At 40.5% G+C, this 24,348-nt stretch carries 23 protein-coding genes; 10 read left to right on the forward strand and 13 right to left on the reverse strand.

The features are described 5' to 3' along the window. Window positions 1-5: 5 nt before the first annotated feature. Window positions 6-2,036 (forward strand): hypothetical protein, encoded by a 2,031-nt coding sequence (locus tag ACQK2H_RS18590; protein WP_425392885.1) that lies wholly within the window; start codon window positions 6-8, stop codon window positions 2,034-2,036. Here ACQK2H_RS18590 and ACQK2H_RS18595 read toward each other — a convergent pair. The 7 genes from ACQK2H_RS18595 to ACQK2H_RS18625 form a co-directional block, all read right to left on the reverse strand. Beyond that, window positions 2,033-4,129 (reverse strand): carboxypeptidase-like regulatory domain-containing protein, encoded by a 2,097-nt coding sequence (locus ACQK2H_RS18595; protein ID WP_425392886.1) that lies wholly within the window; start codon window positions 4,127-4,129, stop codon window positions 2,033-2,035. The two genes, ACQK2H_RS18590 and ACQK2H_RS18595, sit on opposite strands and share 4 nt — an antisense overlap. After that, window positions 4,126-4,827 (reverse strand): tetratricopeptide repeat protein, encoded by a 702-nt coding sequence (locus tag ACQK2H_RS18600; protein ID WP_425392887.1) that lies wholly within the window; start codon window positions 4,825-4,827, stop codon window positions 4,126-4,128. Before ACQK2H_RS18600 ends, ACQK2H_RS18595 begins: the two co-directional genes overlap by 4 nt. 51 nt (window positions 4,828-4,878) lie before the next feature. After that, a complete protein-coding gene (locus ACQK2H_RS18605) occupies window positions 4,879-5,163 on the reverse strand; it encodes a transcriptional regulator (RefSeq protein WP_348280895.1) in 285 nt (94 codons plus the stop codon). After that, window positions 5,160-5,729: a hypothetical protein gene (locus tag ACQK2H_RS18610; protein WP_425392888.1), complete on the reverse strand. Its 570-nt coding sequence runs from the start codon at window positions 5,727-5,729 to the stop codon at window positions 5,160-5,162. Before ACQK2H_RS18610 ends, ACQK2H_RS18605 begins: the two co-directional genes overlap by 4 nt. A gap of 106 nt (window positions 5,730-5,835) precedes the next feature. Beyond that, window positions 5,836-8,397, reverse strand: coding sequence for an ATP-dependent Clp protease ATP-binding subunit (locus ACQK2H_RS18615; protein ID WP_425392889.1), 2,562 nt, complete (start codon window positions 8,395-8,397; stop codon window positions 5,836-5,838). Between the two features lie 139 nt (window positions 8,398-8,536). After that, window positions 8,537-9,157: a WbqC family protein gene (locus tag ACQK2H_RS18620; RefSeq protein ID WP_425392890.1), complete on the reverse strand. Its 621-nt coding sequence runs from the start codon at window positions 9,155-9,157 to the stop codon at window positions 8,537-8,539. After that, the gene (locus tag ACQK2H_RS18625; RefSeq protein WP_425392891.1) at window positions 9,154-9,780 is read right to left on the reverse strand and encodes an L-threonylcarbamoyladenylate synthase; all 627 of its coding nucleotides are present in this window, start codon (window positions 9,778-9,780) and stop codon (window positions 9,154-9,156) included. The genes ACQK2H_RS18620 and ACQK2H_RS18625 overlap by 4 nt, the downstream gene beginning before the upstream one ends. A 191-nt stretch (window positions 9,781-9,971) precedes the next feature. Here ACQK2H_RS18625 and ACQK2H_RS18630 point away from each other — a divergent pair, with 191 nt between their 5' ends. Further along, window positions 9,972-11,285, forward strand: coding sequence for an inositol-3-phosphate synthase (locus ACQK2H_RS18630; RefSeq protein ID WP_425392892.1), 1,314 nt, complete (start codon window positions 9,972-9,974; stop codon window positions 11,283-11,285). A 97-nt stretch (window positions 11,286-11,382) separates the two neighbouring features. On the opposite strand, the gene ACQK2H_RS18635 is transcribed toward ACQK2H_RS18630, so the two are convergent. Then, window positions 11,383-12,117, reverse strand: a complete 735-nt coding sequence (locus ACQK2H_RS18635; protein ID WP_425392893.1) for an NTP transferase domain-containing protein — start codon at window positions 12,115-12,117, stop codon at window positions 11,383-11,385. 94 nt (window positions 12,118-12,211) lie between these two features. On the opposite strand from ACQK2H_RS18635, the gene ACQK2H_RS18640 reads away from it, so the two are divergent. From ACQK2H_RS18640 to ACQK2H_RS18670, 7 genes are read left to right on the forward strand one after another with little or no spacing between them, the layout of a single operon-like run. Then, the gene (locus tag ACQK2H_RS18640) at window positions 12,212-13,417 is read left to right on the forward strand and encodes an aminotransferase class I/II-fold pyridoxal phosphate-dependent enzyme (protein WP_425392894.1); all 1,206 of its coding nucleotides are present in this window, start codon (window positions 12,212-12,214) and stop codon (window positions 13,415-13,417) included. Window position 13,418: 1 nt separating this feature from the next. Continuing rightward, entirely contained in the window at window positions 13,419-14,372 is a 954-nt protein-coding gene (locus ACQK2H_RS18645) for an NAD-dependent epimerase/dehydratase family protein (protein WP_425392895.1), read from the forward strand. Then, window positions 14,372-15,490, forward strand: a complete 1,119-nt coding sequence (locus ACQK2H_RS18650) for a hypothetical protein (protein WP_425392896.1) — start codon at window positions 14,372-14,374, stop codon at window positions 15,488-15,490. Before ACQK2H_RS18645 ends, ACQK2H_RS18650 begins: the two co-directional genes overlap by 1 nt. Before the next feature lie 22 nt (window positions 15,491-15,512). Beyond that, window positions 15,513-16,292, forward strand: coding sequence for an SDR family oxidoreductase (locus tag ACQK2H_RS18655; protein ID WP_425392897.1), 780 nt, complete (start codon window positions 15,513-15,515; stop codon window positions 16,290-16,292). Further along, window positions 16,289-16,732, forward strand: coding sequence for a 3-hydroxyacyl-ACP dehydratase FabZ family protein (locus tag ACQK2H_RS18660; RefSeq protein ID WP_425392898.1), 444 nt, complete (start codon window positions 16,289-16,291; stop codon window positions 16,730-16,732). Before ACQK2H_RS18655 ends, ACQK2H_RS18660 begins: the two co-directional genes overlap by 4 nt. 3 nt (window positions 16,733-16,735) lie before the next feature. Then, entirely contained in the window at window positions 16,736-18,019 is a 1,284-nt protein-coding gene (locus ACQK2H_RS18665; protein ID WP_425392899.1) for a beta-ketoacyl-[acyl-carrier-protein] synthase family protein, read from the forward strand. Then, window positions 18,019-18,267, forward strand: a complete 249-nt coding sequence (locus ACQK2H_RS18670) for an acyl carrier protein (protein ID WP_425392900.1) — start codon at window positions 18,019-18,021, stop codon at window positions 18,265-18,267. Before ACQK2H_RS18665 ends, ACQK2H_RS18670 begins: the two co-directional genes overlap by 1 nt. A gap of 1 nt (window position 18,268) precedes the next feature. Here ACQK2H_RS18670 and ACQK2H_RS18675 read toward each other — a convergent pair whose 3' ends face one another. From ACQK2H_RS18675 to ACQK2H_RS18690, 4 genes are all read right to left on the reverse strand, one after another. Continuing rightward, on the reverse strand, window positions 18,269-19,183 hold the full coding sequence (locus ACQK2H_RS18675) for a CDP-alcohol phosphatidyltransferase family protein (RefSeq protein ID WP_425392901.1): 915 nt from the start codon (window positions 19,181-19,183) through the stop codon (window positions 18,269-18,271). Window positions 19,184-19,186: 3 nt separating this feature from the next. Then, on the reverse strand, window positions 19,187-20,119 hold the full coding sequence (locus ACQK2H_RS18680; RefSeq protein WP_425392902.1) for a fatty acid desaturase: 933 nt from the start codon (window positions 20,117-20,119) through the stop codon (window positions 19,187-19,189). A gap of 130 nt (window positions 20,120-20,249) precedes the next feature. Then, window positions 20,250-21,302, reverse strand: coding sequence for a phospholipase D-like domain-containing protein (locus ACQK2H_RS18685; RefSeq protein ID WP_425392903.1), 1,053 nt, complete (start codon window positions 21,300-21,302; stop codon window positions 20,250-20,252). Window positions 21,303-21,373: 71 nt separating this feature from the next. Then, window positions 21,374-22,189: a DUF3108 domain-containing protein gene (locus ACQK2H_RS18690; RefSeq protein WP_425392904.1), complete on the reverse strand. Its 816-nt coding sequence runs from the start codon at window positions 22,187-22,189 to the stop codon at window positions 21,374-21,376. Here ACQK2H_RS18690 and ACQK2H_RS18695 point away from each other — a divergent pair. Continuing rightward, on the forward strand, window positions 22,165-23,265 hold the full coding sequence (locus tag ACQK2H_RS18695) for a glycosyltransferase family 4 protein (protein ID WP_425392905.1): 1,101 nt from the start codon (window positions 22,165-22,167) through the stop codon (window positions 23,263-23,265). The two genes, ACQK2H_RS18690 and ACQK2H_RS18695, sit on opposite strands and share 25 nt — an antisense overlap. Here the strand turns inward: ACQK2H_RS18695 and ACQK2H_RS18700 are convergent. Continuing rightward, window positions 23,253-24,344 (reverse strand): 2-aminoethylphosphonate aminotransferase, encoded by a 1,092-nt coding sequence (locus ACQK2H_RS18700; protein WP_425392906.1) that lies wholly within the window; start codon window positions 24,342-24,344, stop codon window positions 23,253-23,255. The two genes, ACQK2H_RS18695 and ACQK2H_RS18700, sit on opposite strands and share 13 nt — an antisense overlap. Window positions 24,345-24,348 lie beyond the last annotated feature (4 nt).

The raw sequence follows: 24,348 nt of genomic DNA on the forward strand, positions 1-24,348 counted from the left end.
AATTCATGAATAGAAGCTTTCTGCAACTTGAGTATTCCGGGTGGTGGGTAATCGTTATCATCATTGCTGCAGCTTTGGGTTCCTACTTTCTATATACAAAAAAGAAGGTGCCATGGACATCAACTCAAAATTGGATTCTAGCAAGTATACGCTTCCTTGCAATCCTTTCACTAGCACTACTGCTGCTTACACCTTCCGTGAGACAGGTCACAAATACAGTGCAACGTCCTGTAGTTGCGATAGCAGTTGATAACTCAGAGTCTGTACCTGCCAGAGGGACTGGTGCAGATGATATTCTTCTCACCATCAATGAGATAAAAGAACAGTTAGAGGACATTGACCTGGAAGTTGAAATCATTAACTTCAATGATTCTGCTGATTTCAATTATTCTACATCGAACCTTACCCAACTACTGGAGAAGGCTACTGCACAAACCGATGAAAAGAATCTTCGTGGAATTATATTAGCTACAGATGGAATCTATAATCGTGGCAGTTCTCCACTATATAAAAATTTCATAACTCCAATCTACACTCTGGGATTAGGCGATACCATCCCTTCTAAAGACCTCAGCATCTCGAGAGTATTGTATAATAAAATCTCTTATCTGGACAATGAAACCCCCATCCGTATTGAGCTGAGGCAAAATGGATTCTTAAATGAAAGAGTACGTCTTCAACTTACTGAAAACGGTAAACTCCTGGATAGGCAGGAATTGGAGCTAAGCAAACAAGTGCAGGAAGTAACATTCAATATAAAATCGGAAACGGAAGGCTTGCGACATATAATTGCCTCTGTCACTCCACTAAAAGACGAGACCACACTTGAAAATAATAGGTCTAACATCTTTATGGAAGTAGTAGATGGTAGTCAGAAAGTTTTGATAGTAGCAAATGCTCCTCATCCGGATATCAAAGCCATTCGAAACACGCTTAATGAGACCGGCAACTATCAAACGGATATTTACATCCCTGGAATACACGATGAAAAGCCTAATGAAATCTTTGATGTAGTCATTTTTCATGGTGCTTTCACTTCCGGAGTGAAGTTTACTCCCAAAGAAAACCCCGGTAAATGGTACATCTTAAGCAACGAAAGCTCCATTACATCAGTAAACAAATCGCTATCATTTGTAAATATTGAACGAAGAGGATCGCAACCGGATAAGGTTGTAGGCTCCTTCAATCAAAACTTCAGCAAGTTCAAGATCGAGGACGTTTCTGCATTTGAAGACTACCCTCCAATTCAGGTTCCATTTGGTAATTACAATGTGAGCGGCCCAACTGAAATTGTCATGTATCAGCGATTGGGAAGTGTGAAAACAGATAAACCATTGATGGTTATTTATGATGATGGCTCTGACAAAAACGCTGTGCTATTTGGACAAAATATTTGGCAATGGAAGCTGCAGGAGGCAGCCATTAATGGCAATGCCAATCAATTTGACAACCTCATCACAAAAACCATCCAGTTTCTAGCGATTAAAAATGATAAGAAGCAATTTCGATTTGAAATACAAAAGCGGAACATAACCGATTCTGAGCCTGCCCAATTTGAAGCAGAAGTCTACAACGATATTTATGAGCGTATTTACAACAACAACATCTCAATCACCATTACCTCTTCTGAGGGAGATGCTCAGAATTATAGCTTTACCGATTCAGAGTATAATTCTACCTTCCGATCACCCACCTTTCCACCCGGCATATACCAATATGTGGCAGAAGTCAGGATAGGTGACACACGATTCACAGATAGAGGCGAATTCTCTGTCCAGGACATCAATCCGGAGTATATCAATCTCACTGCCGATCACAAACTCCTTAAAAATCTTGCAGAAAAAACTGGTGGATCATATGCACATCGTGCTAATACCAATCAATTAATAGCAGACGTTGAGTCCAGAGATTTTAAATCTAAAATTAAAAGTGAAGAGTCTCTGATACCACTTTATAAAACCTGGTGGTGGTACCTCATTATTTTTCTGCTCTTTTCTTCCGAATGGTTTTTGAGAAAATACTGGGGTGGGTATTAAAAGTTGAGAACCACTCCCATGTAAGCTGTTCTTCTGGAAAAGAAATTTCTATCACGCTGGGTATAGTCGAAATTGTAACTAAACCCACGAATATTTTCCCTGTCTAACACATTATTCAGACTGCCAAAAGCGATCATGTTAAAGTCTTCCGAGATGGCAAAAATCTTACTCACAGATAAGCCAATATTGGAATAATGAGGCAGACGTGAGCTAATGTCTGAATAAATAGGCTCAAAGGCATCCAGGGTATCTCGATAGATGGCTGTTGATAGGGGCGAATAGCTGGAGCCCTGTCTGGCGACCAAAATAGCCTCTACCGTCCATAAACGACCAGGCCTATAGGAAGCATTAGCTCTTATAAAATAAGAGAGATCGTACGTGTAGTTTCCCACTGATTTACTTGCTGCATCGAGCAATGTAATAGAACCAGACATTCCTAGTTTTTGATTAAGTCGATAGTTAGTATATATCTCTATCCCTCTTGCTGTGTATTCTTCTCCATTGATCTCACCCTTCTTATCAAAGAGGCTTAAGGCTGTTTCAAGTCCGTCTTTATCTCGTTTAATATCAATAGATTTCTGGAAGTTTTGAGCTTCAAAAGGCTCTCCCGTATTCTCAAAAAGACCAAGTTTATTATGAACACCTGCTCCTGCAGTAATGGTCCACTCATCTTCTGAGAATGACAAATTAGCCTGGCTGCTTAGATAGCTTTCGTCTTCCTCCAATGGAATATTTTTCCTCAAGCCGGTTCCAAATGCCAACTTATCTGAAAAATAGAATTTGAAATAGCTATAACCTTCCAGGGTTCTTATGACAGCACTTTCATTCAGCTCGATTGTTGGGTGATTCTCACCTAAGGCAAAGTAATATTCGTGAAAATTTCCGTTTACAGTGGAGTTTCTTAGGTCATAGCTTACTCCTGTTTTTAAACTGTACCGTTCACTTGAAAAGTGATAATTCAGTCCCAAAAAGAGATCCTTCTTTTCCACCCCAAACCCAACATTGGAGTAAGCATAGTTACCCTTGCTGTAACTAAGTCCATTATTCAGGCTAATGGATCCTATACCCAATGGACGCACTATGTTTGAAATGAGAAAACTTCTTTGTTTGCTCTGATCGAAAATGCCACTGTAAGTGGGATGCTCAAAGTTGAATTGATAGCCTTCAGTTACTGAGTAGCTCAATATTTTCCATTTCATTTTTTCTGTCGATCCGTACCAATAAAGACCCAAATCATTGGATGTAAATGACTCGATATCTTCCAAAGCTCTTTCATTGAGTTGCTTAATAGGACCACTTGGTTGCCAATTCGTAAACAATTTGAGACTTTGGTTTTCATTAATGACTTGTTCTCTGGAAAATCCAATATTGGCCAGACTTAAAATCAATGAATTAGTATTTCCTTTTACAATCGCATCATCTGTCTGCATTGAAATAATACCGGAAGTTGCATTTCCAAATTCTAAGGGTGGGTTTCCCGGAAATACCGTAACATCTTGAATAATAGCCGTATTGAAAATGCTGAATGTGCCAATTCCGTTTAATTGAGAATAGCGAATGCCATCATATATTGGTACATTATTTAAAAAAACACCGGTTTCAATTGGGCTACTCCCTCGCAGACTTATATTAGCGGACTCATCTGCGGTTGTAGATGAAGGCAGAGAATTCACGGCAAGCAATGGATCTGCCTTTGCTGCGGGATTGGTATATATCTCAATCTTTTTGATTTCCATGTATTTAAACTCCTCCGCGATGAGAGGTTTTGCAGTCACCACTACAGTTTCCCCTTCCAATTGCAGAGGTTCCAACCTTATGGTAATCCCTTCAGATAATGGCACTAACTGTTCCTGAAAGCCTACATATGAAACGACAAGTGTATCACCTTTATCCTCCTCGGCAATGGTTAAAGAAAAAACACCATCAACATCAGTGGTAGCACCTGTTCGCCAATTGTTGAGCAGATAAACATGCGCGCCAATGAGGCCCTCACCTTGCTCAGCATCTACCACCTTACCGGCTATCGATTGCTGAGCATAAGTGCTAAAGCAGGCAAAAGATATAAGAATGGAAAAAACGATGCTGAGCTTCATGATTTATTGATCTTATCAAGTACTGATTTTGCCCACTGATATTGTGGCTCCTTAGCAACAGCATTTTCAAGCGTAGACTTTGCTTTGTCGTTTTGATTCGTCTTTCTGTAAGCCATTGCAAGACCCATCATGGTGTCCAGATATAGCCAATTATTGGTTGTATCGTTTTCTTGAAATAGCTCTAAAGATTTCTTGAATGCATCAACGGCTACTTTTGGGTCGCCACCAAACATTTCCGGTGTGTAAAGTTTCGACCCACCAAAAAGCTTTTGAACCAATGGTGAATCCGGCTGCAACCCAACAGCCTTCTCCATCAATGAAGAGCTCTTACTTCCAAGGTACATTCCTTTCCATGGGCTATAGGCCATCACTAATCCATAGGTAGAAGACAAAACTGCCCGAGGCTCACCCCATTCCGGATTATCCTCAATAAGCTTTTCCAGAAGATCAATCGTGATATCTTTATAATCATCAAATGTATCTTCATCCTCTGTAGCCATTGTATTGTTTAGTAATCCATACATGGCCATGGCAACTTCGAAGCTTTCTTCCCCACTTTCTTTTTTTGCTTGTTCTATGCTTCTTTCCCACATGGTTTTGCTTGCCTTTAAATAAGCAGCGTACTGTGTTTCTTTTGATGTCTGCGCATACGATAGAAAAACCATCGATAGTGCTGTAATTGATAATAGCTTTTTCATAATTATTAATATTTAAAGTAGTTTATTTTATAAACTATAAATTCAAAAAAATTATTCTATATACTGTTTAAGGTTATTTACATAATCTTCAAATGCCTTTATTCCCACCTTCGTAATGCTGCAGGTAGTCAAAGGTTTTTTCCCTTTAAATGACTTGGTAACACTGATATATCCTGCACTTGAAAGTTTGTCCAATTGGACACTTAGATTGCCGGCTGTTGCTCCTGTTTTTTCTTTAATGAAAACAAACTCAGCAGAATCCACACCGATTAGCAATGACATTATTGCCAGTCTAAGCTGTGAATGCAATAAAGGATCTAATTGTGCAAAACTCATTTCTCTGCTTTTCTAAGTAGGTAACCAGGAATCAAATATCCGGCTAAAATACCAACTGTGCCTACAAGGTATTGATCAATAGGATCAAGATTAAATGCTACAATACTAGCTACCCACAATGCTACACCTCCCATGATTAATGGTGTAAATCGCAATGCCTGACCTGAGATGTAAGTTCCTATTCCGGCAAATGTGAGAATTATTGCATTTAAATTTCCAGCCTCCGCCATAAAGAATATAATAACCATAATTCCGATAAAAACTGCCAGCCAAATCTGACCATAAAGTCCGTCAAGGTGACTTTTCACTGGGCTATTCTTGCTTCTCCTAGCGCCATGAACCATAGATACTATGGATGCTGGAATAACCAATAACCATACGATGTATGGATGCTCATACCATTGAAACTTTGCAATAAGGTAATGTCCTAAATTAGCAACCATTACCACCCAGCCCCAAAGCAAGAAGTAAAAACTTCCTCCTTTGGCTACATTCCGTTTGGCCTGTCCGATCATTTCCGCGATTAAGGTCAGGCTTTCGTCTTTTGATAATTCTTTATTACTCATGATTTTATAGATGTTTACTATAAATACGATACAAATATAAAATAGTTTATAATATAAACTAAATTGATAAAAAGAAAGGGACAACATAAGCCACCCCTTCATTATTCTATTTTTCTTTTTTGTCTGACGCTTTTGGCGTTTTCTTCTTTTTCAGCTTGATATTCAGTTCTTCTTTTTTACCATCCCAGTCAGCTAATAAAGTGTCCCCTTCCTGAATTTCACCTTTCAGAATTTCTTCCGCTACCGGATCTTCCAGGTGTTTCTGAATTGCTCTAGCCAATGGTCTTGCCCCATACTGAGGATCATATCCTTTATCGGCTAAGAATTCTTTGGCCTTCTTGGTCAACTCAATGGAATATCCAAGATCTGTAATTCGTGAGAACAGTTTGCCAAGAGTAATATCTATGATTTTGAAGATATCCTCTTTTTCCAAAGAATTGAAAATGATCACATCATCAAGTCTATTAAGGAATTCAGGACTAAAAGTCTTTTTAAGAGCATTTTGAATGGTTGACTTCATAATGTCATCCATGCTGTCTTTTCTGCTCTGCGTAGCAAAACCAATTCCAGCACCAAAATCCTTAAGATCGCGTACTCCAATATTGGAGGTCATGATGATCAAGGTATTTCTGAAATCTACCTTTCTTCCTAAACCATCCGTAAGAACACCATCATCTAGCACCTGAAGAAGGATGTTAAATACGTCCGGGTGCGCTTTTTCTATTTCGTCAAGCAACACAACACTGTATGGCTTTCTTCTCACTTTCTCAGTGAGTTGGCCGCCTTCCTCGTACCCTACATATCCCGGAGGCGCTCCTACCAACCTAGACACGGAGAATTTTTCCATGTATTCACTCATATCAATACGAATGAGGGAGTCTTCCTTGTCAAATAGGAAAGTAGAAAGCACTTTGGCCATTTCTGTCTTACCCACTCCTGTAGGACCTAAGAAAACAAATGAGCCAATTGGCTTTTTAGGATCTTTCAACCCTACCCTTGTCCGTTGAATGGCTTTCGCAAGCTTCTTGATTGCTTCTTCCTGACCAATTACCCTGCCTTCCAGTTCCTTACCCATGGTGAGAAGCTTCGCACTTTCATTCTCCGCAATTCGCTTGGTTGGAATCCCTGTCATCATGGCGATAACATCAGCCACATTATCTTCCCCAACTTCATAGCGTTTCGTTCTGGTTTCTTCTTCCCATCGCGTCTTTTCTTCTTCCAGTTGGGCAATTAGTTTCTTCTCTCTGTCACGCAATTGAGCCGCTTCTTCATATTTCTGGCTCTTCACTACCTTATTTTTCTCCTTCTTCACATCTTCAATTTGTTCCTCAAGCTCAGTAATGATCTTTGGAACATTGATATTGTTGATATGAACTCTTGCACCGGCTTCATCTAACACATCAATCGCCTTGTCCGGTAAGAAACGGTCAGAGATATATCTGTCAGATAATGTCACACATGCTTTTACCGCTTCCGGAGTGTAGTTTACATGGTGATGATTTTCATACTTGTCTTTTATGTTATCCAGTATCTGAAGTGTTTCTTCGGGAGAAGTGGCATCTACCATAACCATCTGGAATCTTCGAGCCAATGCTCCGTCCTTTTCAATGTACTGACGGTATTCATCCAGTGTTGTAGCTCCGATGCATTGAATTTCACCTCTTGCGAGGGCCGGCTTGAACATGTTGGAAGCATCCAGTGATCCTGAAGCACCACCAGCTCCTACAATTGTATGAAGCTCATCGATGAATAAAATCACTTCAGGTGATTTCTCAATCTCATTCATGACAGCCTTCATTCGCTCTTCAAACTGTCCACGGTATTTTGTTCCGGCTACAAGAGAAGCCAGGTCAAGAGTTACTACTCGTTTTCCGAATAATATTCGAGATACTTTCTTTTGTACAATTCGTAATGCCAACCCTTCAGCTATAGCTGTCTTACCAACACCAGGTTCTCCGATGAGTATTGGATTATTTTTCTTTCTTCTACTCAATACCTGAGCCACTCGCTCAATTTCCTTCTCCCGCCCAATGATTGGATCCAATTTGTCTTCTTCTGCCAATTTGGTGAGGTCTCTGCCGAAATTATCGAGAACCGGAGTTCTTGATTTTTCAGCTCCTTTCTCTTTACCTGAAGAAGCTCTGCCAGACCCTCTTGGGCTGCTTGAGTATAAATCATCTCCTTCATCGTTTGGATCATCTGTGTCAGCAGACGCCATTGGATTTTCTGTCTGATACTCGAGCATCTCTTTCACTAAATCATAGTTTACTTCAAACTTCTCTAGTATCTGAGTTGCCAGATTATCTTCATCCCTAAGGATGGAAAGCAATAAATGCTCTGTTCCTATCAATGCACTCTTGAAGATTTTGGCCTCCAAGTAAGTAATTTTTAATACTTTTTCTGACTGACGAGTCAATGGAATATTCGCCAGGTTTTTCACATTGCTGGTTGCTGTTCCTTTGGTGGCCTGCTCAATTGCAGAACGTAATTCTTTCATGGACAAGCCAAGTTTTTTCATTACGCTTACAGCCACGCCTTCTCCTTCTCGGATCATACCCAGTAAGAGGTGCTCTGTGCCAATATAGTCATGGCCCAATCGAAGGGCCTCCTCTCTACTGAGTGAGATAACTTCTTTGACTCTGTTTGAAAATTTTGCCTCTTTTGACATGCGTTTTGCCTTTCGCTTTTTAGTAAAAATATAGGATATATGAAGAAATATCCTTTAATGTAGATGAAAAAACGTGAGCAGTTTCAGATTTGTTCATTCTCTCGTCGAAATACTTTAACCCACGACGAACTACTTGTGTTTATTTCAAACCTTTGAACGATTTAATCAAAATATGTGCCGCATTGGGACCTTCATTCATGATCAAATCTATGATGCTCAGATTAGGCACAAAGTTATCACCAAAAAGCTGCGGATATGAGAATGGCTCATATATTTTTCGATTAGAGAATGGTTTCTTAGGACTGACGACATCCCTGAAGTCCTGTTGATGATTTTCGAGGTATTGGGAGGTATAAGATATCTGGATATCCTTTTGAAGGATTTTAAAAACTAACTTCATAAAAGAAACGTCAAGCTCAACCAAACTACTGATCTTAGAATCCCAGATCGATTTTACATCTTCTCCGAAATACTCAAAAAAGGGAGCCTTGCCATATGCCGAATAAAAAGCACCCCAATGGTCTTTGACCCATCTTTGAGAATAGTCAATGACCACCTCGCTGGTAGGACTACCATTCGAATACTTTACTGGTATAATTAGTGGCTGAATTTTATTGGATGTAAGCAGGTATGCCCTGTTCCTAAATGTTTGTTTGGGGAATGAATCATTTATCTCAAGACAAACCTCATCATACTGAAGTATTAGCGCATAATACTCAAGGCAGCCTATATAATGAGGCTCGATAACAACCTTATTCATACCATAATATTGATATCGCCAATCCCCTCACGCACGATTAAAGGATCAGCTCCAGTACAATCAATCACAGTACTCGGATGAATTTCCCCATAACCTCCGTCAATTACTATATCTACCAAGTTTTTAAATTCATCATAAATAAGTTCAGGGTCGGTAGCATGGTCTTTTGTTTCATCATCATGCACAGAAGTAGTTATGATCGGATTTCCAAGCTCCTTTACTATTTCCCTCGGAATATTATTGTCCGGTACTCGAATACCGACAGTCTTCTTTTTAACATTAAGGATCTTAGGGACCTTAGAAGAAGATTCAAGGATAAATGTATATGGTCCCGGCAAAGCTTTCTTCATCAATTTAAAGGTAGGAGTATCCAGATGCTTCGTATATTCTGAAATATGGCTAAGATCATAGCATATAAATGATAGGTTCAGGTGCTTGCCTTTTATACCTTTTATTATTCTGATACGTTCAATCGCCTTTTGATTGAATATATCACAGCCAAGACCATAAATCGTATCTGTTGGATATATAATGACACCCCCATTGCGCAACACTTTGGCTATTTCCACAATTTTCCTGCGTTCAGGGTTTTCCGGATAGAGCTTTATAAATTCAGCTGTCATATTTCTATTTAGTGGAATGAAGTTACAAAATGGTAAGAATTACCTGTGTTTTCCAATCAAATAATTGAATTGTTAAGATTATCCGCTGGGGATTAATTTATTTTGCGGAAAATTTCTGTAGAGTTTTGGGGTGAATGACCTCATTTTATGACAGAAGGTTTTACGCACGAAGTTTTTAATAGAACAAACACATGTCAGATAAATCAAAAATCAAACAACCTAACGGCAAACTAGGAATTCTTACTCCAGGAATGGGTGCTGTTGCAACTACTTTCATGGCCGGGGTGCTAAGCATTCGCAAAGGCTTGTCAGAACCTATCGGCTCCCTCACTCAAATGGGCACTATTCGACTGGGCAAACGAACTGAAAATCGAAATCCGCTTATTAAAGACTTTGTGCCATTAGCATCACTGGAAGATGTAGCTCTTGGTGGCTGGGATATATTCGAAGACAATGCCTATGAAGCAGCCATGCATGCAAAGGTGCTGGACAAGGATTTATTGAACGACTTGAAAGATGAGCTTGAGCAAATCAAGCCGATGAAGGCAGTGTTTGACAAAAACTACGTGAAGCGTCTGGAAGGCAGCTACTACAAAAAAGGAGCTAACAAGATGGAGCTCGCTGAGATGTTGATGGAAGACATTGAAAACTTCAAAAAAGAAAATAACTGCGAGCGAGTGGTGATGGTGTGGTGTGGATCCACGGAGATCTATATCGAGGAAGGTGAGGTTCACTCAACTATCGAGAAGTTTGAAGAAGGTCTGAGAAACAACCACCCTGATATTCCACCAAGTATGATCTATGCATATGCTGCGATCAAAAAAAGAGTTCCTTATGCGAATGGCGCGCCTAACCTTTCATGCGATGTTGACTGTCTTGTAGAGCTTGCAAAACAAACAGGAACTCCAATTGCCGGAAAAGACTTCAAAACCGGTCAAACACTTATGAAAACGATTCTTGCCCCGGGATTGAAAGCAAGATCACTTGGTATTGATGGCTGGTTCTCTACGAATATCCTTGGTAACAGAGATGGAGAGGTATTGGATGATCCGGATAACTTCAAAACCAAAGAAGTATCAAAACTTGGTGTGTTGGAGCAGGTCTTAGAACCTGAATTGCACCCAAAACTATACGGTAATCTTTACCACAAAGTAAGAATCAACTATTACCCACCTAGAGGTGATGACAAAGAAGGTTGGGACAACATCGACATTAAAGGATGGTTAGGATACAAAATGCAGATTAAAGTGGATTTCTTGTGTAAAGACTCCATTCTTGCAGCTCCTTTGGTTCTGGACCTGGCTTTATTCCTTGATTTGGCTCAGCGTGCTGAAATGAAAGGCATTCAAGAGTGGCTTTCTTTCTACCTGAAATCGCCGCAAGCGTTGAAAGGGTTGAAGCCGCAGCACGACATCTTTGTTCAGTTGATGAAGCTTAAGAATACGCTGCGACACCTTGCAGGTGAAACGCTTATCACGAACTTAGGATTAGATTATTACGATTGATTTTTAAATCAATTTTCAGCATTTACCCTATCCCTAAAGTGAAAGGTGAAAATTAAATTTGGACCCTTTTAGGGTTGGGATAACCAAATTCGATTGATCAGAGTCGTTTCTGATCCATTAAATCTTTAGTGCTTTGGAGGTCATCTGGATTGTCTACATCATTCCAGGTGAACCCCTCCACTAGTACTGATTTTGCCTCCCGGCTATCGATTAATTTCGAGACAGACTCAGAAATGGTATATTCTTTCTGGTCAAACGATCGCTGAAACACATCAAACACTTCAGATTTCAGTCTGAATAAGCCAGTATCGTATCGATTATATTCCGGAATCGTTTTACTGATCGACTTGATAAATCCCTCTTCATCAACAAGTACTTTAGTCACATCATCAATATCAATGTGATTATTAGACTCTCCCGGCATATCTACTGCCAACTGCAGTGTATTCTCCAACCCGCTGGATTTTTTTACAAACTCTTCAACAAACTCAGGATCGAAAACATGATCACCCATTGTGAGGAAAAAGTCTGACATCTTATTCTTCTCTACCCACTCTTTGGCACGAAAAACAGAAAATCCATTTTCCAAATCAAACCTCTCATTATGTAGAATGGTTATATCAGTATTATGTGTTCCTTTAAGTTCAGGTAGTGCTTCTTCTAACTTATCAGATCCATAACCACTGATGATGCAAAACTTTTTTACACCATGGCTTTTAAAAATTCGAATATGCCGAGACATTAGTGTTTCGCCATTTAAATTGACAAGACTTTTTGGAATGCCTGTGTCTAATCGGGTATTTTTACCTGCAGCTAGGATTACTAGATTCAAAATGAAATGATTTTCGTATTAAAAATGATGAAGCTTTCGATTCAAATCTCAATGTTACGAAAATGTTTCCAAGTGATATAACTATTTTTGCGGAATGGGGAATTTTCTGAGAGAACGATTTTCAAGCTTCAAGCTAGCAGAGGACGCGAAGAAGAACGGATATTATGCGTTTTTCCGAACTTTCCAGTCCAAGCAAGAGACTGAAGTGAAGGTGAATGGGAAGGATGTTTTGATGTTTGGGTCAAACAGCTATTTGGGCTTAACTACACACCCTAAGGTGGTTGAGGCTGCAGAGGCAGCTGTAAGAAAGTACGGATCAAGTTGTTCAGGTTCCCGTTTTCTAAATGGAACCACAGATATGCATGAAGAGCTTGAGCATCGTCTGGCAAAATTCCTTAACAAAGAAGAAGCACTTGTTTTTAGTACTGGATTTCAGGTAAACCTTGGGGTCCTTCCTTCCATTGCCAAGCAAGGAGATGCCCTTCTTTTAGATCGAATGAATCATGCTTCCATTTATGAAGGAGCTAAGTTGAGTGATGCTTCTACGATTATTTTTCGTCACAACGACATGCAATCATTAGAAAAGCGATTGTCACAACTGCAGGATGCAAATAACCGAATCATCGTTGTGGATGGCATCTATAGCATGGAGGGAAATATTGCTAAAGTTCCAGAAATCGTAGAGCTGGCAAAAAAATACAAAGCATCTGTAATGACAGATTGTGCTCATGCTATTGGCGTTCTGGGAGATCATGGTCGAGGCACTCCGGATCATTTTGGATTAAATGACGAAGTTGAACTGATCGGTGGTACGTTTAGTAAATCTTTAGCCTCTTTAGGAGGGTTTGTAGCTGGAGATAAGGAAACAATTCAATACATTAAACATGTAGCACGTTCACTGATATTCAGTGCGAGCATGACTCCTTCATCCACTGCCGCAACTCTAGCCGCATTGGATATCATGGAGACCGATGATTCTAGAAGGTTGAAGTTGTGGGAAAACACTAATTATTCCTTAAAGAGATTAAACGAGCTTGGCTTTGATACCGGAGCTGCAGAAACTCCTATCATTCCAATCTACATTCGGGACAATGAAAAAGCTTACAAGATGACGATGCGTCTATTTGAAGAAGGCGTTTTTGTCAACCCTGTTGTAGCCCCGGCAGTTGCACCTTCAGATACGCTCATTCGATTCTCATTGATGGCAACTCATACCATCGAACAAATCGACATTGCTATTGACAAGATTTTGAAGGTAGCAAACGAACTTGAAGTGAAACGTCAAACCGAAGTAGCTTAAATTGAAAGTAGCGATCACTGGAGCCAATGGTTTTCTTGGATCATACTTAGTGAAAGAATGCCTCCGTCAGCAGATGGAGGTTTATGCTTTAATACGAGCAGGCGCCAATACCACACTCCTACCCGAAAGTGAGAACCTTCATTTAAAAACTGTTGATTACCGAAAAGAGCTAGCCTCCCAGTTTTCCGATATCAAAAAGGAAGCTGGTCAAATAGACTTTTTCCTGCACAATGCAGGCATGACCGTGAGCCTTAAGGATGATGAGTACTATCAGGTAAACGTTGGATTAACTACGACCATTTGTGATGCGCTACTAGAAACCGACCTACTAAAAGATGATGGAACATTTGTCTACACTTCCTCTTATGCCGCACATGGCCCGGCAAATACCAAGAAGCCGGTTTCTCATTATGGCCACAGCAAATTACAAGCAGAGCAGGTAATTGAAGAAAAGATGAACAAACATCTTCTGGTACGTCCTACAGCGATATATGGTGCAGGAGATGAGGCATTCTTACCGTTATTTAAAGGGGCAAAAATGGGTGTTTACCCAGTCACTGACTCTACCCAACGCATGAGTATGATCCATGGAGCCGATCTGGCACGTATGGTCGTTCAGGATATACAAAAAGAGACTGGTCCTTTACATTACAATGACGGACAGACATATCTTCACAAGGATTTTGTTGAAATCTTCACAGTCCTTTTTCAAAAAAAGATCAGAACTTTCCCTCTCCCGAAATGGCTGGCTAAGTTTTCGATGGGCTCCTCTGATGTGTGGCACAAACTGATCAACAAACGACCTGGAATTACACTTGAAAAATTTGATGAGATATCTCAGCACTGGGATCTTCACACTACAGATTTAAAGCACTCATCTGTAAAGCCTGAAATATCTTTGAAGGAAGGCTTTGAAGACGCACTCAAATACTACCGGGAAAACAACCTCATCTGATGTCACTTAAAATAAAGGAAGTCAACACTAAAAAGGAGCTCAAGCAATTCATTAAGTTCCCTTTTGATCTCTATAAAGGCAATCCATACTACGTCACTCCGCTCATCGAATTTGAAATGAGCACCCTACGCAAGGATAAAAACCCGGCTTTCGATCATGCGGAGGCTCAATATTGGGTAGTTGAAAAGGATGGAAATATAGTAGGTAGAATAGCAGCTATCATTTTAGAACCAGAGCTCAAAGAGAAATCGTTGGCTCGATTTGGTTGGATCGATTTCATAGATGACAAAGAGGTTTCACAACTATTGTTCACCACAGCTAAAAAATGGGCGGAAACCAAAGGAGCAAAAGCTATTCATGGACCTATGGGCTTTACCGATTTGGATTTTGAAGGAGCACTGATCTCAGGCTTTGATCAAATCGCAACTCAAGCAACCATTTACAATCACTCCTATTATATTGATCATTTCCGCGCCTGGAATATGGAGATTGCTGCCACCTGGGTAGAGCTTAGAGGAAAAGCTCCAACCAAAAACCCTGAAAAGGTAAGTCGGGTGGTGAAGCTTATTCAAGATCGCTATAAAGTAAAAATTAAGGATTTCAAAAACACCAAAGAGATTCTCAAATATGCTCCCGGGGTATTTGAAGTTTTAAATGAAGCCTACTCAAACCTTTACGGCTACATCCCTCTCACACAAAAGCAAATAGATTACTATGTTGAGCAATATTTCGGTTTCATCCGAAAAGATTTTGTGTGCGTCATCGTAAATGAAGCGGATGAAGTGGTAGGGTTCGCACTGACGCTACCGTCTCTCTCAAAAGCATTTCAAAAGGCAAAGGGCTCCCTCTATCCTTTTGGCTTCATCCATGTACTGAAAGCTTTTTATTACAATGATACGGCCGATCTGTTTTTGATTGGTGTGAAACCAGAATATCAAAAGTTGGGCGTGCATGCGCTTATTTTCGATTATTTGCAAAAGGTTTACGAAAAGCATGGTATTAAATACATGGCCTCCGGTCCGATGCTGGAGGACAACAAAAACGTGCTAAACACCTGGAGTGAGTTTGATATTGATATTGGTAAAATAAAGCGCTCCTGCTTTATCAAACATTTCTAGCCATTTTTTGTAGTTTCACCACATGGAATTAAAAGGCAAACATGCATTGATCATTGGTGGATCCAGCGGGATCGGTTTGGCCACTGTAAAAAAGCTTGCTTCTCATGGTTGTAATATCACCATTATCCATAGGGACAGACGCCAAGGCTTGGCTGACCTGGAATCTGTGATGAATGAATTGAAATCCGGTCACGATATCTCTGTTTCCAACTTTAACATCGATGCAACCAATGCAGAGAAAATTCATGAGTGTATTGGCTCCATTGCTGAAAGTGATGTTAAAAAATATGATGTTGTACTCCACGCCGTTTCCAGGGGAAACCTAAAACCATTCATTTCTGATGGACCAAAACTAAATTCACAAGATTTAGCTTTAACCATAGATGCGATGGGGACGAATCTTAGAGTTTGGGTGGATGAACTTCTAAATAAAAATCTAATCGGAGAAGGTACCCGAATACTGACTTTAACTTCCGAGGGGAACGATAAATTCTGGGAAGGCTATGGCGCAGTAGCACTAGCAAAATCCACGCTCGAAACACTTTCCAGATACCTTGCTATTGAGCTTGCCCCGAAAGGCATGACGGTCAATATCATTCAAGCCGGAGTGACTGATACACCTTCCTTGAGGTTAATTCCGGGATCTGAAGAATTGATAGAACAGTCGAAAAATCGAAACCCATACAAGAGACTCACTACACCTGAGGATGTAGCCAACACCATTTTTCTTCTGGCACAACCTGAAGCCAGCTGGATAAATGGGGCGCTGATACATGTGGATGGTGGAGAACATTTGATATGAGTGCTTACGATAAAATATTAAAGCTTCTTCCGTACAAACGTCCCTTTCTGTTTGTGGATGAGATCACATCCATCAATGAGGAGGGTGCTATAGGAAATTACACTATCAGAAAAGACGAGTTTTTTTTGGAAGGTCATTTTCCTGGAAATCCGGTCGTTCCGGGTGTGATCTTAACAGAGATTATGTGCCAGATCGGGCTGGTAACGCTAGCTATGCATTTGATGGATTTAGATGAGGATTCGAGAGTTTTACCTGCCTTTACTAGCGCCAATGTAGATTTCTTATACAAAGTAATCCCTGAAGACAAGCTTATTGTTGAGTCAAAAAAAGTCTATTTTCGCTTTGGAAAGTTGAAATGCACTGTTTCCTGCAAAAAAGAAGATGGAACTGTGGTGGCCAAAGGAGAGTTAGCAGGGATGGTGGTAAAATCAGAAGCGTAAATTTTGGAAAAACATAGAGTTGTAATAACCGGATTAGGAGTCGTATCAGCCAATGCTATTGGTGTTGATAATTATGAGAAAGCACTTCGAGAAGGAAAATCCGGAATCAAGCATTGGCCGGAATTAGATAGCATCAATCTCAGGTGCCAAATTGGTGGAGCACCGGATCTTTCTTCTGTCAATCTTGGCGATCACCTCCCCAGATTACTGGCGGAAAAAATCACCAATAAAGGCATTCTTTATGCCATGCTGGCTGGAGTTGAAGCATGGGGAGATGCAGGGCTTGAGCCAAACACAGAAAATACAGACTACAACTCAGGAATGATTTTTGGCGCTGGAGATCTAAGCTTTGACAGCTTTATCAATCGAGATTTTCCGGCATACCCTATCGACAATGGGGAGAGCAGAAAATTGGGGTCACGTACTATCTCAGAGTGTATGAATAGCGGTGCTGCCGCTTATCTTAACAATATTTTAGGTCTAGGAAATAGAATCCAATCTAATTCCTCTGCATGTATTACAGGTTCAGAGGCAGTTTTAATGGGATATGAGCATTTAGCTCTTGGAAAAGCGGATCGTATGATTTGTGGAAGTACCGAAGGTGATGGAAGATACATCTGGGCCGCATTCGACGCGATGCGCGTGCTCTGTTCAAATTCTAACGATAATCCGGAGTTTGGGTCTCGCCCGATGAGTGATTCCTCTTCCGGATTTGTTCCCGCTGGGGGCTCAGGTGCATTAGTATTGGAAACACTGAAAAGTGCTAAGGCAAGAGGTGCTAAAATTTATGGAGAAATATTAGGAGGGCATGTGAACTCCGGTGGCCAGCGGAGCGGTGGTACAATGACCGCTGCAAATCCTGAAGCAGTGCAGGATTGCATTAAGAGAGCAATAAGAGTCTCTGATATTGATTCTAAAGAAATTGACTTAATCAATGGACACCTCACCTCAACAAAGGGTGATCCTGCTGAAATAAGAAATTGGGTAGCCGCATTGGGAAGATCTGGAGAGGATTTTCCAATGATCAACACACCCAAATCTATGATCGGTCATGCAGTAGCAGGAGCTGGTTCGGTAGAGCTGGTTGCCAGTGTTTTGCAACTGCACAAAGACTTTGTACACGCCAATTTGAACGTCGAAAACATTCATCCTGAAATTTCTTCAGAAATTTTTGGGGGTTGTATCCCAACGAGTTGCCAAGACAAGGAAGTAAACACTATTATCAAGGCTAATTTTGGCTTTGGTGATTTAAATTGCGCGCTCGTTTTAAGGAAATACAAAGAATGATGACTAGAGAAACTGTTAAAACCGACCTGATTAATATTATCAAGCCTTACCTACCTGAAGATGTAATGGCTACAGAGGTGTCTGAAGATAAGCACCTAATCAATGATTTAATGATTAATTCTGCACACATCGTTGATATCGTACTTGATATTGAGGATAAATTCGACATCATGATTGATGATGACGTGATTGGCGAGATGAATACCGTGCAGGATTCAATCGACGTAGTTTTGCAAAAGACTGCCTAATCTAGTTGGTTAACTCCTTCAATAATTTTTGATCGTATTTCCTCTGCATGATATTAAGAGGTAGGTAGCCTAATGTCCAAACCAGACTGGCTGCCAGATAGATATCAAACCTCCCAAAGAGCGCAGAAATTACCATCGCATTCCGGTGGGTATTGCTACCACCAAGCCATGCCCACCAAAATAGCATCTTGAAATTCCATTTTCTATAGAGCGGATCGAACTCATTAGGATTACTCTCAGCAAGTTCACGCATCCTTTTTCGCTCTTCCGGAGATCGTGTAGTTGAGCTTATCTGCTTACCTGTATAATCCAGATTGATATAATGCATGATTTTATGATGCCATTTATCACCTGTTGGCTTGATTTCATCCTTAGTCAAAGGGATATATCCTGCCTGAGACTTCCCAACTAAATAAATGTATTCAGATTTATAAAATTCATATAACCCTGCCTTGTAGCTATGCGCCAGCCCAGCCGCAACCATCAACAGAAGTATCCAGTATCCATAAATAGGGATGAGATAAAGTGTACCTCCAATGTAACATGAGATAAACACCAGATTATCGATCAGACCATCAATCTGGCGCCCAAGCTCAGAGGACTGACCAGTCATTCGGGCGAGCTGTCCGTCAGCGCTATCTAATATGCCTGCCCAGGTTACCAAAAAGCCACCCAAAGCAACAATCCACAAAGCATCTTGATAATAAAATAAAGTTCCGCCAACTACACCAATTACTAAACTGATGATAGAAACCTGTGTAGGCGTCATCTTCAACCATTTTGCCACATTAGCAAAATACAGCCCGTAGAAACGACTAAAATGAAGATCGTAACGCTCTTCTACATCTATTAACTTAACGGTGGATAGCACCTTATTCAAGTGGTTTTTATACCTCCTCTTAAAGTAGTTGAGCATTGATTATTTATTTCGCTTCACCCTTGAGAATAGAGAAATCTTGTTGTCAAACAAAAACTGCCAGATAACCTTCGAATAGCTTTTATGGGCGTAAAGATTGTCATAGTGCTCGGAAGCAATTTTTTTCAATTCCGGAAGCTTTGAACCTGGTATGGTAGGAAAATCATGGTGCTCATTGTGATAGCCCACATTCCAGATTAGCTTGTTCCACCAGCCGTAATAGGAATATGTCTCCTGGCCCTCTTTATAAACAAAGTGTTCCGCCACAAAGTGACCCGAAATAGGGTGTAACCCGGTAGCTAATGCCGTTGAAAGTCCCAAGTATAGCAGTCCCTCCCATCCAGCAAGAAAGTAGAATCCTACCATCGCAGAAATCTGCACGATGGCATTGATGATTTGCCACTTATCAGGCACCATCGGGTGAACAAATAAAGGACGAACAGCATAAATCGGAATTTGAATGATCAGCCAAATGAATTTTCCGATTGGGCCTCTAAAAAATCTTGCCTCCCATGATACCGCCAAGTCTGTATCGACTCCTTCTTTGCCTTGATGCCAGTGATGTTTTGCATGATATGCTTTGAAAGCCATGGCAAATGGCACAACGAGTGGAAAGTTCACCACAATGGCCAACCAATTATTTAAGACTTTCTTTTTGAAGGCAAGATCGTGTGTGATCTCGTGAACGGCCAATACGATAATGTGAGTCAATGTAGTCCCCACCAATAATACCAGCAAGCCGAATAACCACGGGTTTTCCGGAAGGAAAAAGATGGGAATGGCCAGCTGTAGAGCTGCCACAAATAATGTCTTGAAAATCAATGAAGGATCGTTCCCAAATAGTTTCTTAACTTCCGGGTGCTCCTCCATAATCACTTTTCTTCGCTGAAAGTGAGGTTCCTTCTCTTCGCTTCGTATAAAATCTAAGTCCTTCATAATCAACCGCAAATTTAACCGTAATTACGCAATTGAACTCTATTGTGTAATCAGACGATACCGACAGAAAGCGTCGGTACGTGTGGATTAAATCTTGACAAGAATTCAGTTTATTTTTCGTCAGGATTAACTAATGGGGACGTAAAAAAGTTCTTGACATAAACCCACCTACTTTATTGAGCATTCCCATCAGAAAATCTGCCTTTCGTTTTCCAAATACTGAAACCGACTCAGCATTGAATTCACCCACATCTGCCAGCACCTTTTGTTTGAAATCTTGTATCAGATTCTTATCCTCAGACACAAAAACTACCTCTTGCTCAAAGTAGTAGCTCACCAAGTCATAATTACTACTCCCAAAAATCAATTTTCCATCATCTATCAAAATGGCCTTCATATGTGACATGCCAGGATACTCCTTTAAATGGAAATAACCTTTTTCCTGCTCCGATAAAATGATGTTCTTAAAGATCGACTTGTTGTTCTCTTGTGGAGAAATAACCGTGATCTCTACACCCTTGTCAGCTATCGAACGCAATACCCCTAATAATGGCTCAGAAATATAAGGTGAGATCACCTGTACATGTTTTTTGGCACCTCTTATGTGATTGAAAAAATCATCGTAGAGCGTTTTACTCCTTGAACCATTAAAAAGGAATAACTGACCCTGATCGGTATCGATGACTCTTGATTGATTATGTCCATCCCAAGTCAGCTCAAAATCTTCAATCAAACTAGAGCCCAATTTTTGGTCCGACACTTCCACCATCATATCATGCCAGTCAAAGTTGTGATCACTGAAGTTAATACCTCCCAGAAAGCTTGTCTCGTCATCGACGATGACCATTTTCTTATGATTCCGAAGTGGGTATTTCAAAGCCAAAAACCCTATCGGATTGGTGAATTTTACCTCAATTCCATTTTCTCGTGCTTTTCTCACTAGGCGAGAGGTTGCTTTTACCTCGTCTCTGAATTCCTGATTGAGCAGATATTTGAATGACGGAACAAAGTGATCATTTATGACCAACTTAGAGTAGCTATCAATCAAGAGCTTTTTTTGCTTAGCTGGACTTGATTTCATCAACTCAATCAGCCACTTTCCAGCCTCATCCCCTTCGAAGGTCATTGCCTGGGCATAAAAGGACTCCTTTGCTTTGCTAGCAACTTCCTTTAGCCTATTCATAAAGGCATCAGATCCCAATAAAATTCTTGATTTTACCAATTAGAAACTTTTGTGGAGCAAAGTAACTGAACCTAATCCATATACTCTACTTTCTCCAAGTCGAAAACGAAAGAACCGACAGTCATATCGATTTCTAATCTTAGTGGGAATCTGTTTAGATCATCGCTCATAATCACTCTTCCTGTTTTACCACTATCAAAATACTCTCCTTCGGGGAAGTCCAGACCAAACTCGAGGGCACTGACTTTTCGACTGTCATATCTATGAGTAGTACTACTTCCCGGTAGCATTTTAAACTCATAGAGGTCATTGGAAAAAAACGTTCGTACCTCAACTGTCTTGGTAAACTGAGATTTATCTCTACTTCTTAACCACATATAAGTGCTTAAAGCATCACGAACCGGCGTATTCCCAGATGGAAATTTGTGATACCTCCAAGTATCAATGTCTTCAATGTATGCTTTCACAGAAATGGAGTCTGCATAGGAAAAGTAATCATGCCTAATATCTATTTTGCCCTTACCTTCCATATCTCTATCTGATCGTAGCGGCTGAAGTGTACTTGCTTCTATCAGTGATTCCATGCAAATACTCAATTTGGAAAAGACTTTAAACCAACTTGCAGTAGATACTGTAAACTGAATTTTATAGTGAGGTTTTTTCTTTCCATTGGGATAATGGAATTCCGGATCGAGCCAAACAACAGCTTCTCCAATATTAAACCACCCAAACTTCATGTTATAGGTCAGTTTCTCTCCTGGTTTGAATGGATATGATTTATTTTGAGCCTGAGTTTGGAAACCGGCCAAGATCATAACGATCACAAACACCGCCACCTTCCATATCTGAATGAAAGAATCCAATGAAGATCGCGCTTGTATGTCCATATGATTTCTCACGCCCTGGTGGTGTTAAGTCTCACATTGTGAGTTTGTCCAAACATCTTGCAATGATAGGTCATCAAGTTAAAATCATCGCACCTAATATTAACTCCAGTTTAGTAGAAGAGCAGAATGTTCACTTTTTTGGACGCAACAGGTCGGTGAATATTGGTGGGACTAAGATTGATGTGAATATCGCGTTAGGTGATGAAAAGCAAGCTTTAAAGGCTTTTCTTAAAGAAGAATCATTTGATGTCATTCATTATCATACGATCTGGAACCCGTTTGTTCCACTTCAGGTATTAAAGCACTCAAAGGCAAAACAGGTAGCTACTTTTCACGATACACCTAAAAGTCAGTTTGTTGGGGACTGGATCATGCCGGCAGTTGCTAAAGGGATATTTAAGTTTTTAGATCAAGTTATAAGTGTCTCAAAAAGCCAGTCACAGTTTATTTCGCGTTTCTCTAAACGAAAAATACATATCATTCCCAATGGAATTGATTTGGATGAAATTGAGAAAATAGCACCTAAGAAAAATATGAGGAATGATGACTATTTCCAGATGTTTTTCATGGGTCGCTTAGAACCTCGCAAAGGGGTGATGCATGCGCTACAGGCTTTTCATCAACTTAAGCAACGATATCCCCAAATGAAGCTTCTGATCGCCGGTGATGGTGACGGACGAGCCGAAGTGGAACAGTATATCAAAGATCACTCGCTGGTTGATGTGAAATTGCTAGGCTTTGTTAGTGAAGAAGAAAAATATCGATTGCTTAAAGAGTCTGACATATATCTGGCACCTGCGCTTTATGGTGAAAGCTTTGGTATTGTTCTCCTCGAATCAATGGCAGTTGGAACACCCATCGCGGGTTATGCTAATGCAGGCTACAAAAATGTAATCACCGGGGAGATGAACATTGGATTTGCTGAGCCTGGGAATCTGGAGGGGTTTGCTTCCTGCATTGAAAAATTGATTCCTTCTTCCATTCGAAAAGAGCTTTCAACACATGGCCTGGAGGAAGTGAAAAAGTACGACTGGTCGGAAGTTTCTAAAGAAGTAAATGAGGTTTACTTGAAGTAAGCCTGCACTTTCTCCATCACGTAATCCATGTCCCCTTCGTAAAGATCTCCTATCACAGCGACACGAAATGTCTTGCTCTCAGGTATCACCCCCGGGTAAATTGTGATCCCTTTTTCATAGAGGTAATCATGGAAATGGTTGAAGTCCAATCCGGGCTTGTCCAGATTCAAGGCAAGTAGTATTTTAGACTCCTGCTCTAGCGGCAAGAAAGGTGTGAAACCAAGTTCGGTGAACCCATCATATAGTTTCTGCCAGTTAGCCTGATAGCGTTTCCAGCGATTTTCTAACCCTTCCTCTTCATGCTCTTTAATTGCCTCGTGGAACGCATAACTGGTTTGCACTGGTGGAGTAAATCGAAGCTGATCTTTTTTCTGCAGGTTGTCCCATTGTTTGTATACATCAAAGTAAAAGCCAGTACCATTATTTTTTAGATCCTCTGTTCGATCCTTGTGAAAAATCACGAAAGAAAGACCTGCCATCCCATGGATACACTTGTTGGAGCTGGAGAATAAATAATCGATTTCAAGCTCAGCCAAATTCATTGGGTAAGCCCCAAATGAGCTCATAGCATCCACAATGTATTTCACCTCTGCTTTCTTACATATTTCAGCGACTTCCTCTAATGGATCCATCATTCCTGTTGATGTCTCATGGTGTACCATCGCCAAGTGGGTGTACTCCCCTGAGGAAAGGGCCTCTTTAATTTTTGCTGGCTCAGGATAATCACCAAACTCAAACATGGAAGTACTCTTCAATCCATAACCATCACAAATCGCTTTAATTCGGATTCCGTATGCTCCATTCGTGATGATCAACACATGATCGTCTTTGCCAATGGCAGAAACCATGCAGGCTTCCATCGCACCGGTTCCGCTCGCTCCAAAAAGCGCTACCCGGTGGGTTTCCTGGGCACTGCCCACTTTCAGGATACCGTCACAGATATCGTGCATCACTTGTCCAAACTCTTTCTCTCTCGGACAGATATCTGAAACCAGTTGTGCTTCCTTCACTCGCTGAGAGGTGGTGGCTGGGCCTGGATTTAGTAATATTTTACGATCAAGTTCTTTTTTGTGTAGCATCTTA

The organism is Ekhidna sp. (assembly GCF_965228795.1).
GTDB lineage: Bacteria > Bacteroidota > Bacteroidia > Cytophagales > Cyclobacteriaceae > Ekhidna.

What these genes read in the sequence shown, in the direction of transcription:
- ACQK2H_RS18590 (WP_425392885.1), top strand. Translation starts at nt 6, where the DNA reads ATGAATAGAAGCTTTCTGCAACTTGAGTATTCCGGGTGGTGGGTAATC.
- ACQK2H_RS18595 (WP_425392886.1), bottom strand. Translation starts at nt 4,129, where the DNA reads ATGAAGCTCAGCATCGTTTTTTCCATTCTTATATCTTTTGCCTGCTTT.
- ACQK2H_RS18600 (WP_425392887.1), bottom strand. Translation starts at nt 4,827, where the DNA reads ATGAAAAAGCTATTATCAATTACAGCACTATCGATGGTTTTTCTATCG.
- ACQK2H_RS18605 (WP_348280895.1), bottom strand. Translation starts at nt 5,163, where the DNA reads ATGAGTTTTGCACAATTAGATCCTTTATTGCATTCACAGCTTAGACTG.
- ACQK2H_RS18610 (WP_425392888.1), bottom strand. Translation starts at nt 5,729, where the DNA reads ATGAGTAATAAAGAATTATCAAAAGACGAAAGCCTGACCTTAATCGCG.
- ACQK2H_RS18615 (WP_425392889.1), bottom strand. Translation starts at nt 8,397, where the DNA reads ATGTCAAAAGAGGCAAAATTTTCAAACAGAGTCAAAGAAGTTATCTCA.
- ACQK2H_RS18620 (WP_425392890.1), bottom strand. Translation starts at nt 9,157, where the DNA reads ATGAATAAGGTTGTTATCGAGCCTCATTATATAGGCTGCCTTGAGTAT.
- ACQK2H_RS18625 (WP_425392891.1), bottom strand. Translation starts at nt 9,780, where the DNA reads ATGACAGCTGAATTTATAAAGCTCTATCCGGAAAACCCTGAACGCAGG.
- ACQK2H_RS18630 (WP_425392892.1), top strand. Translation starts at nt 9,972, where the DNA reads ATGTCAGATAAATCAAAAATCAAACAACCTAACGGCAAACTAGGAATT.
- ACQK2H_RS18640 (WP_425392894.1), top strand. Translation starts at nt 12,212, where the DNA reads ATGGGGAATTTTCTGAGAGAACGATTTTCAAGCTTCAAGCTAGCAGAG.
- ACQK2H_RS18650 (WP_425392896.1), top strand. Translation starts at nt 14,372, where the DNA reads ATGTCACTTAAAATAAAGGAAGTCAACACTAAAAAGGAGCTCAAGCAA.
- ACQK2H_RS18655 (WP_425392897.1), top strand. Translation starts at nt 15,513, where the DNA reads ATGGAATTAAAAGGCAAACATGCATTGATCATTGGTGGATCCAGCGGG.
- ACQK2H_RS18660 (WP_425392898.1), top strand. Translation starts at nt 16,289, where the DNA reads ATGAGTGCTTACGATAAAATATTAAAGCTTCTTCCGTACAAACGTCCC.
- ACQK2H_RS18670 (WP_425392900.1), top strand. Translation starts at nt 18,019, where the DNA reads ATGACTAGAGAAACTGTTAAAACCGACCTGATTAATATTATCAAGCCT.
- ACQK2H_RS18675 (WP_425392901.1), bottom strand. Translation starts at nt 19,183, where the DNA reads ATGCTCAACTACTTTAAGAGGAGGTATAAAAACCACTTGAATAAGGTG.
- ACQK2H_RS18680 (WP_425392902.1), bottom strand. Translation starts at nt 20,119, where the DNA reads ATGAAGGACTTAGATTTTATACGAAGCGAAGAGAAGGAACCTCACTTT.
- ACQK2H_RS18685 (WP_425392903.1), bottom strand. Translation starts at nt 21,302, where the DNA reads ATGAATAGGCTAAAGGAAGTTGCTAGCAAAGCAAAGGAGTCCTTTTAT.
- ACQK2H_RS18695 (WP_425392905.1), top strand. Translation starts at nt 22,165, where the DNA reads ATGAAGATCGCGCTTGTATGTCCATATGATTTCTCACGCCCTGGTGGT.
- ACQK2H_RS18690 (WP_425392904.1), bottom strand. Translation starts at nt 22,189, where the DNA reads ATGGACATACAAGCGCGATCTTCATTGGATTCTTTCATTCAGATATGG.
- ACQK2H_RS18700 (WP_425392906.1), bottom strand. Translation starts at nt 24,344, where the DNA reads ATGCTACACAAAAAAGAACTTGATCGTAAAATATTACTAAATCCAGGC.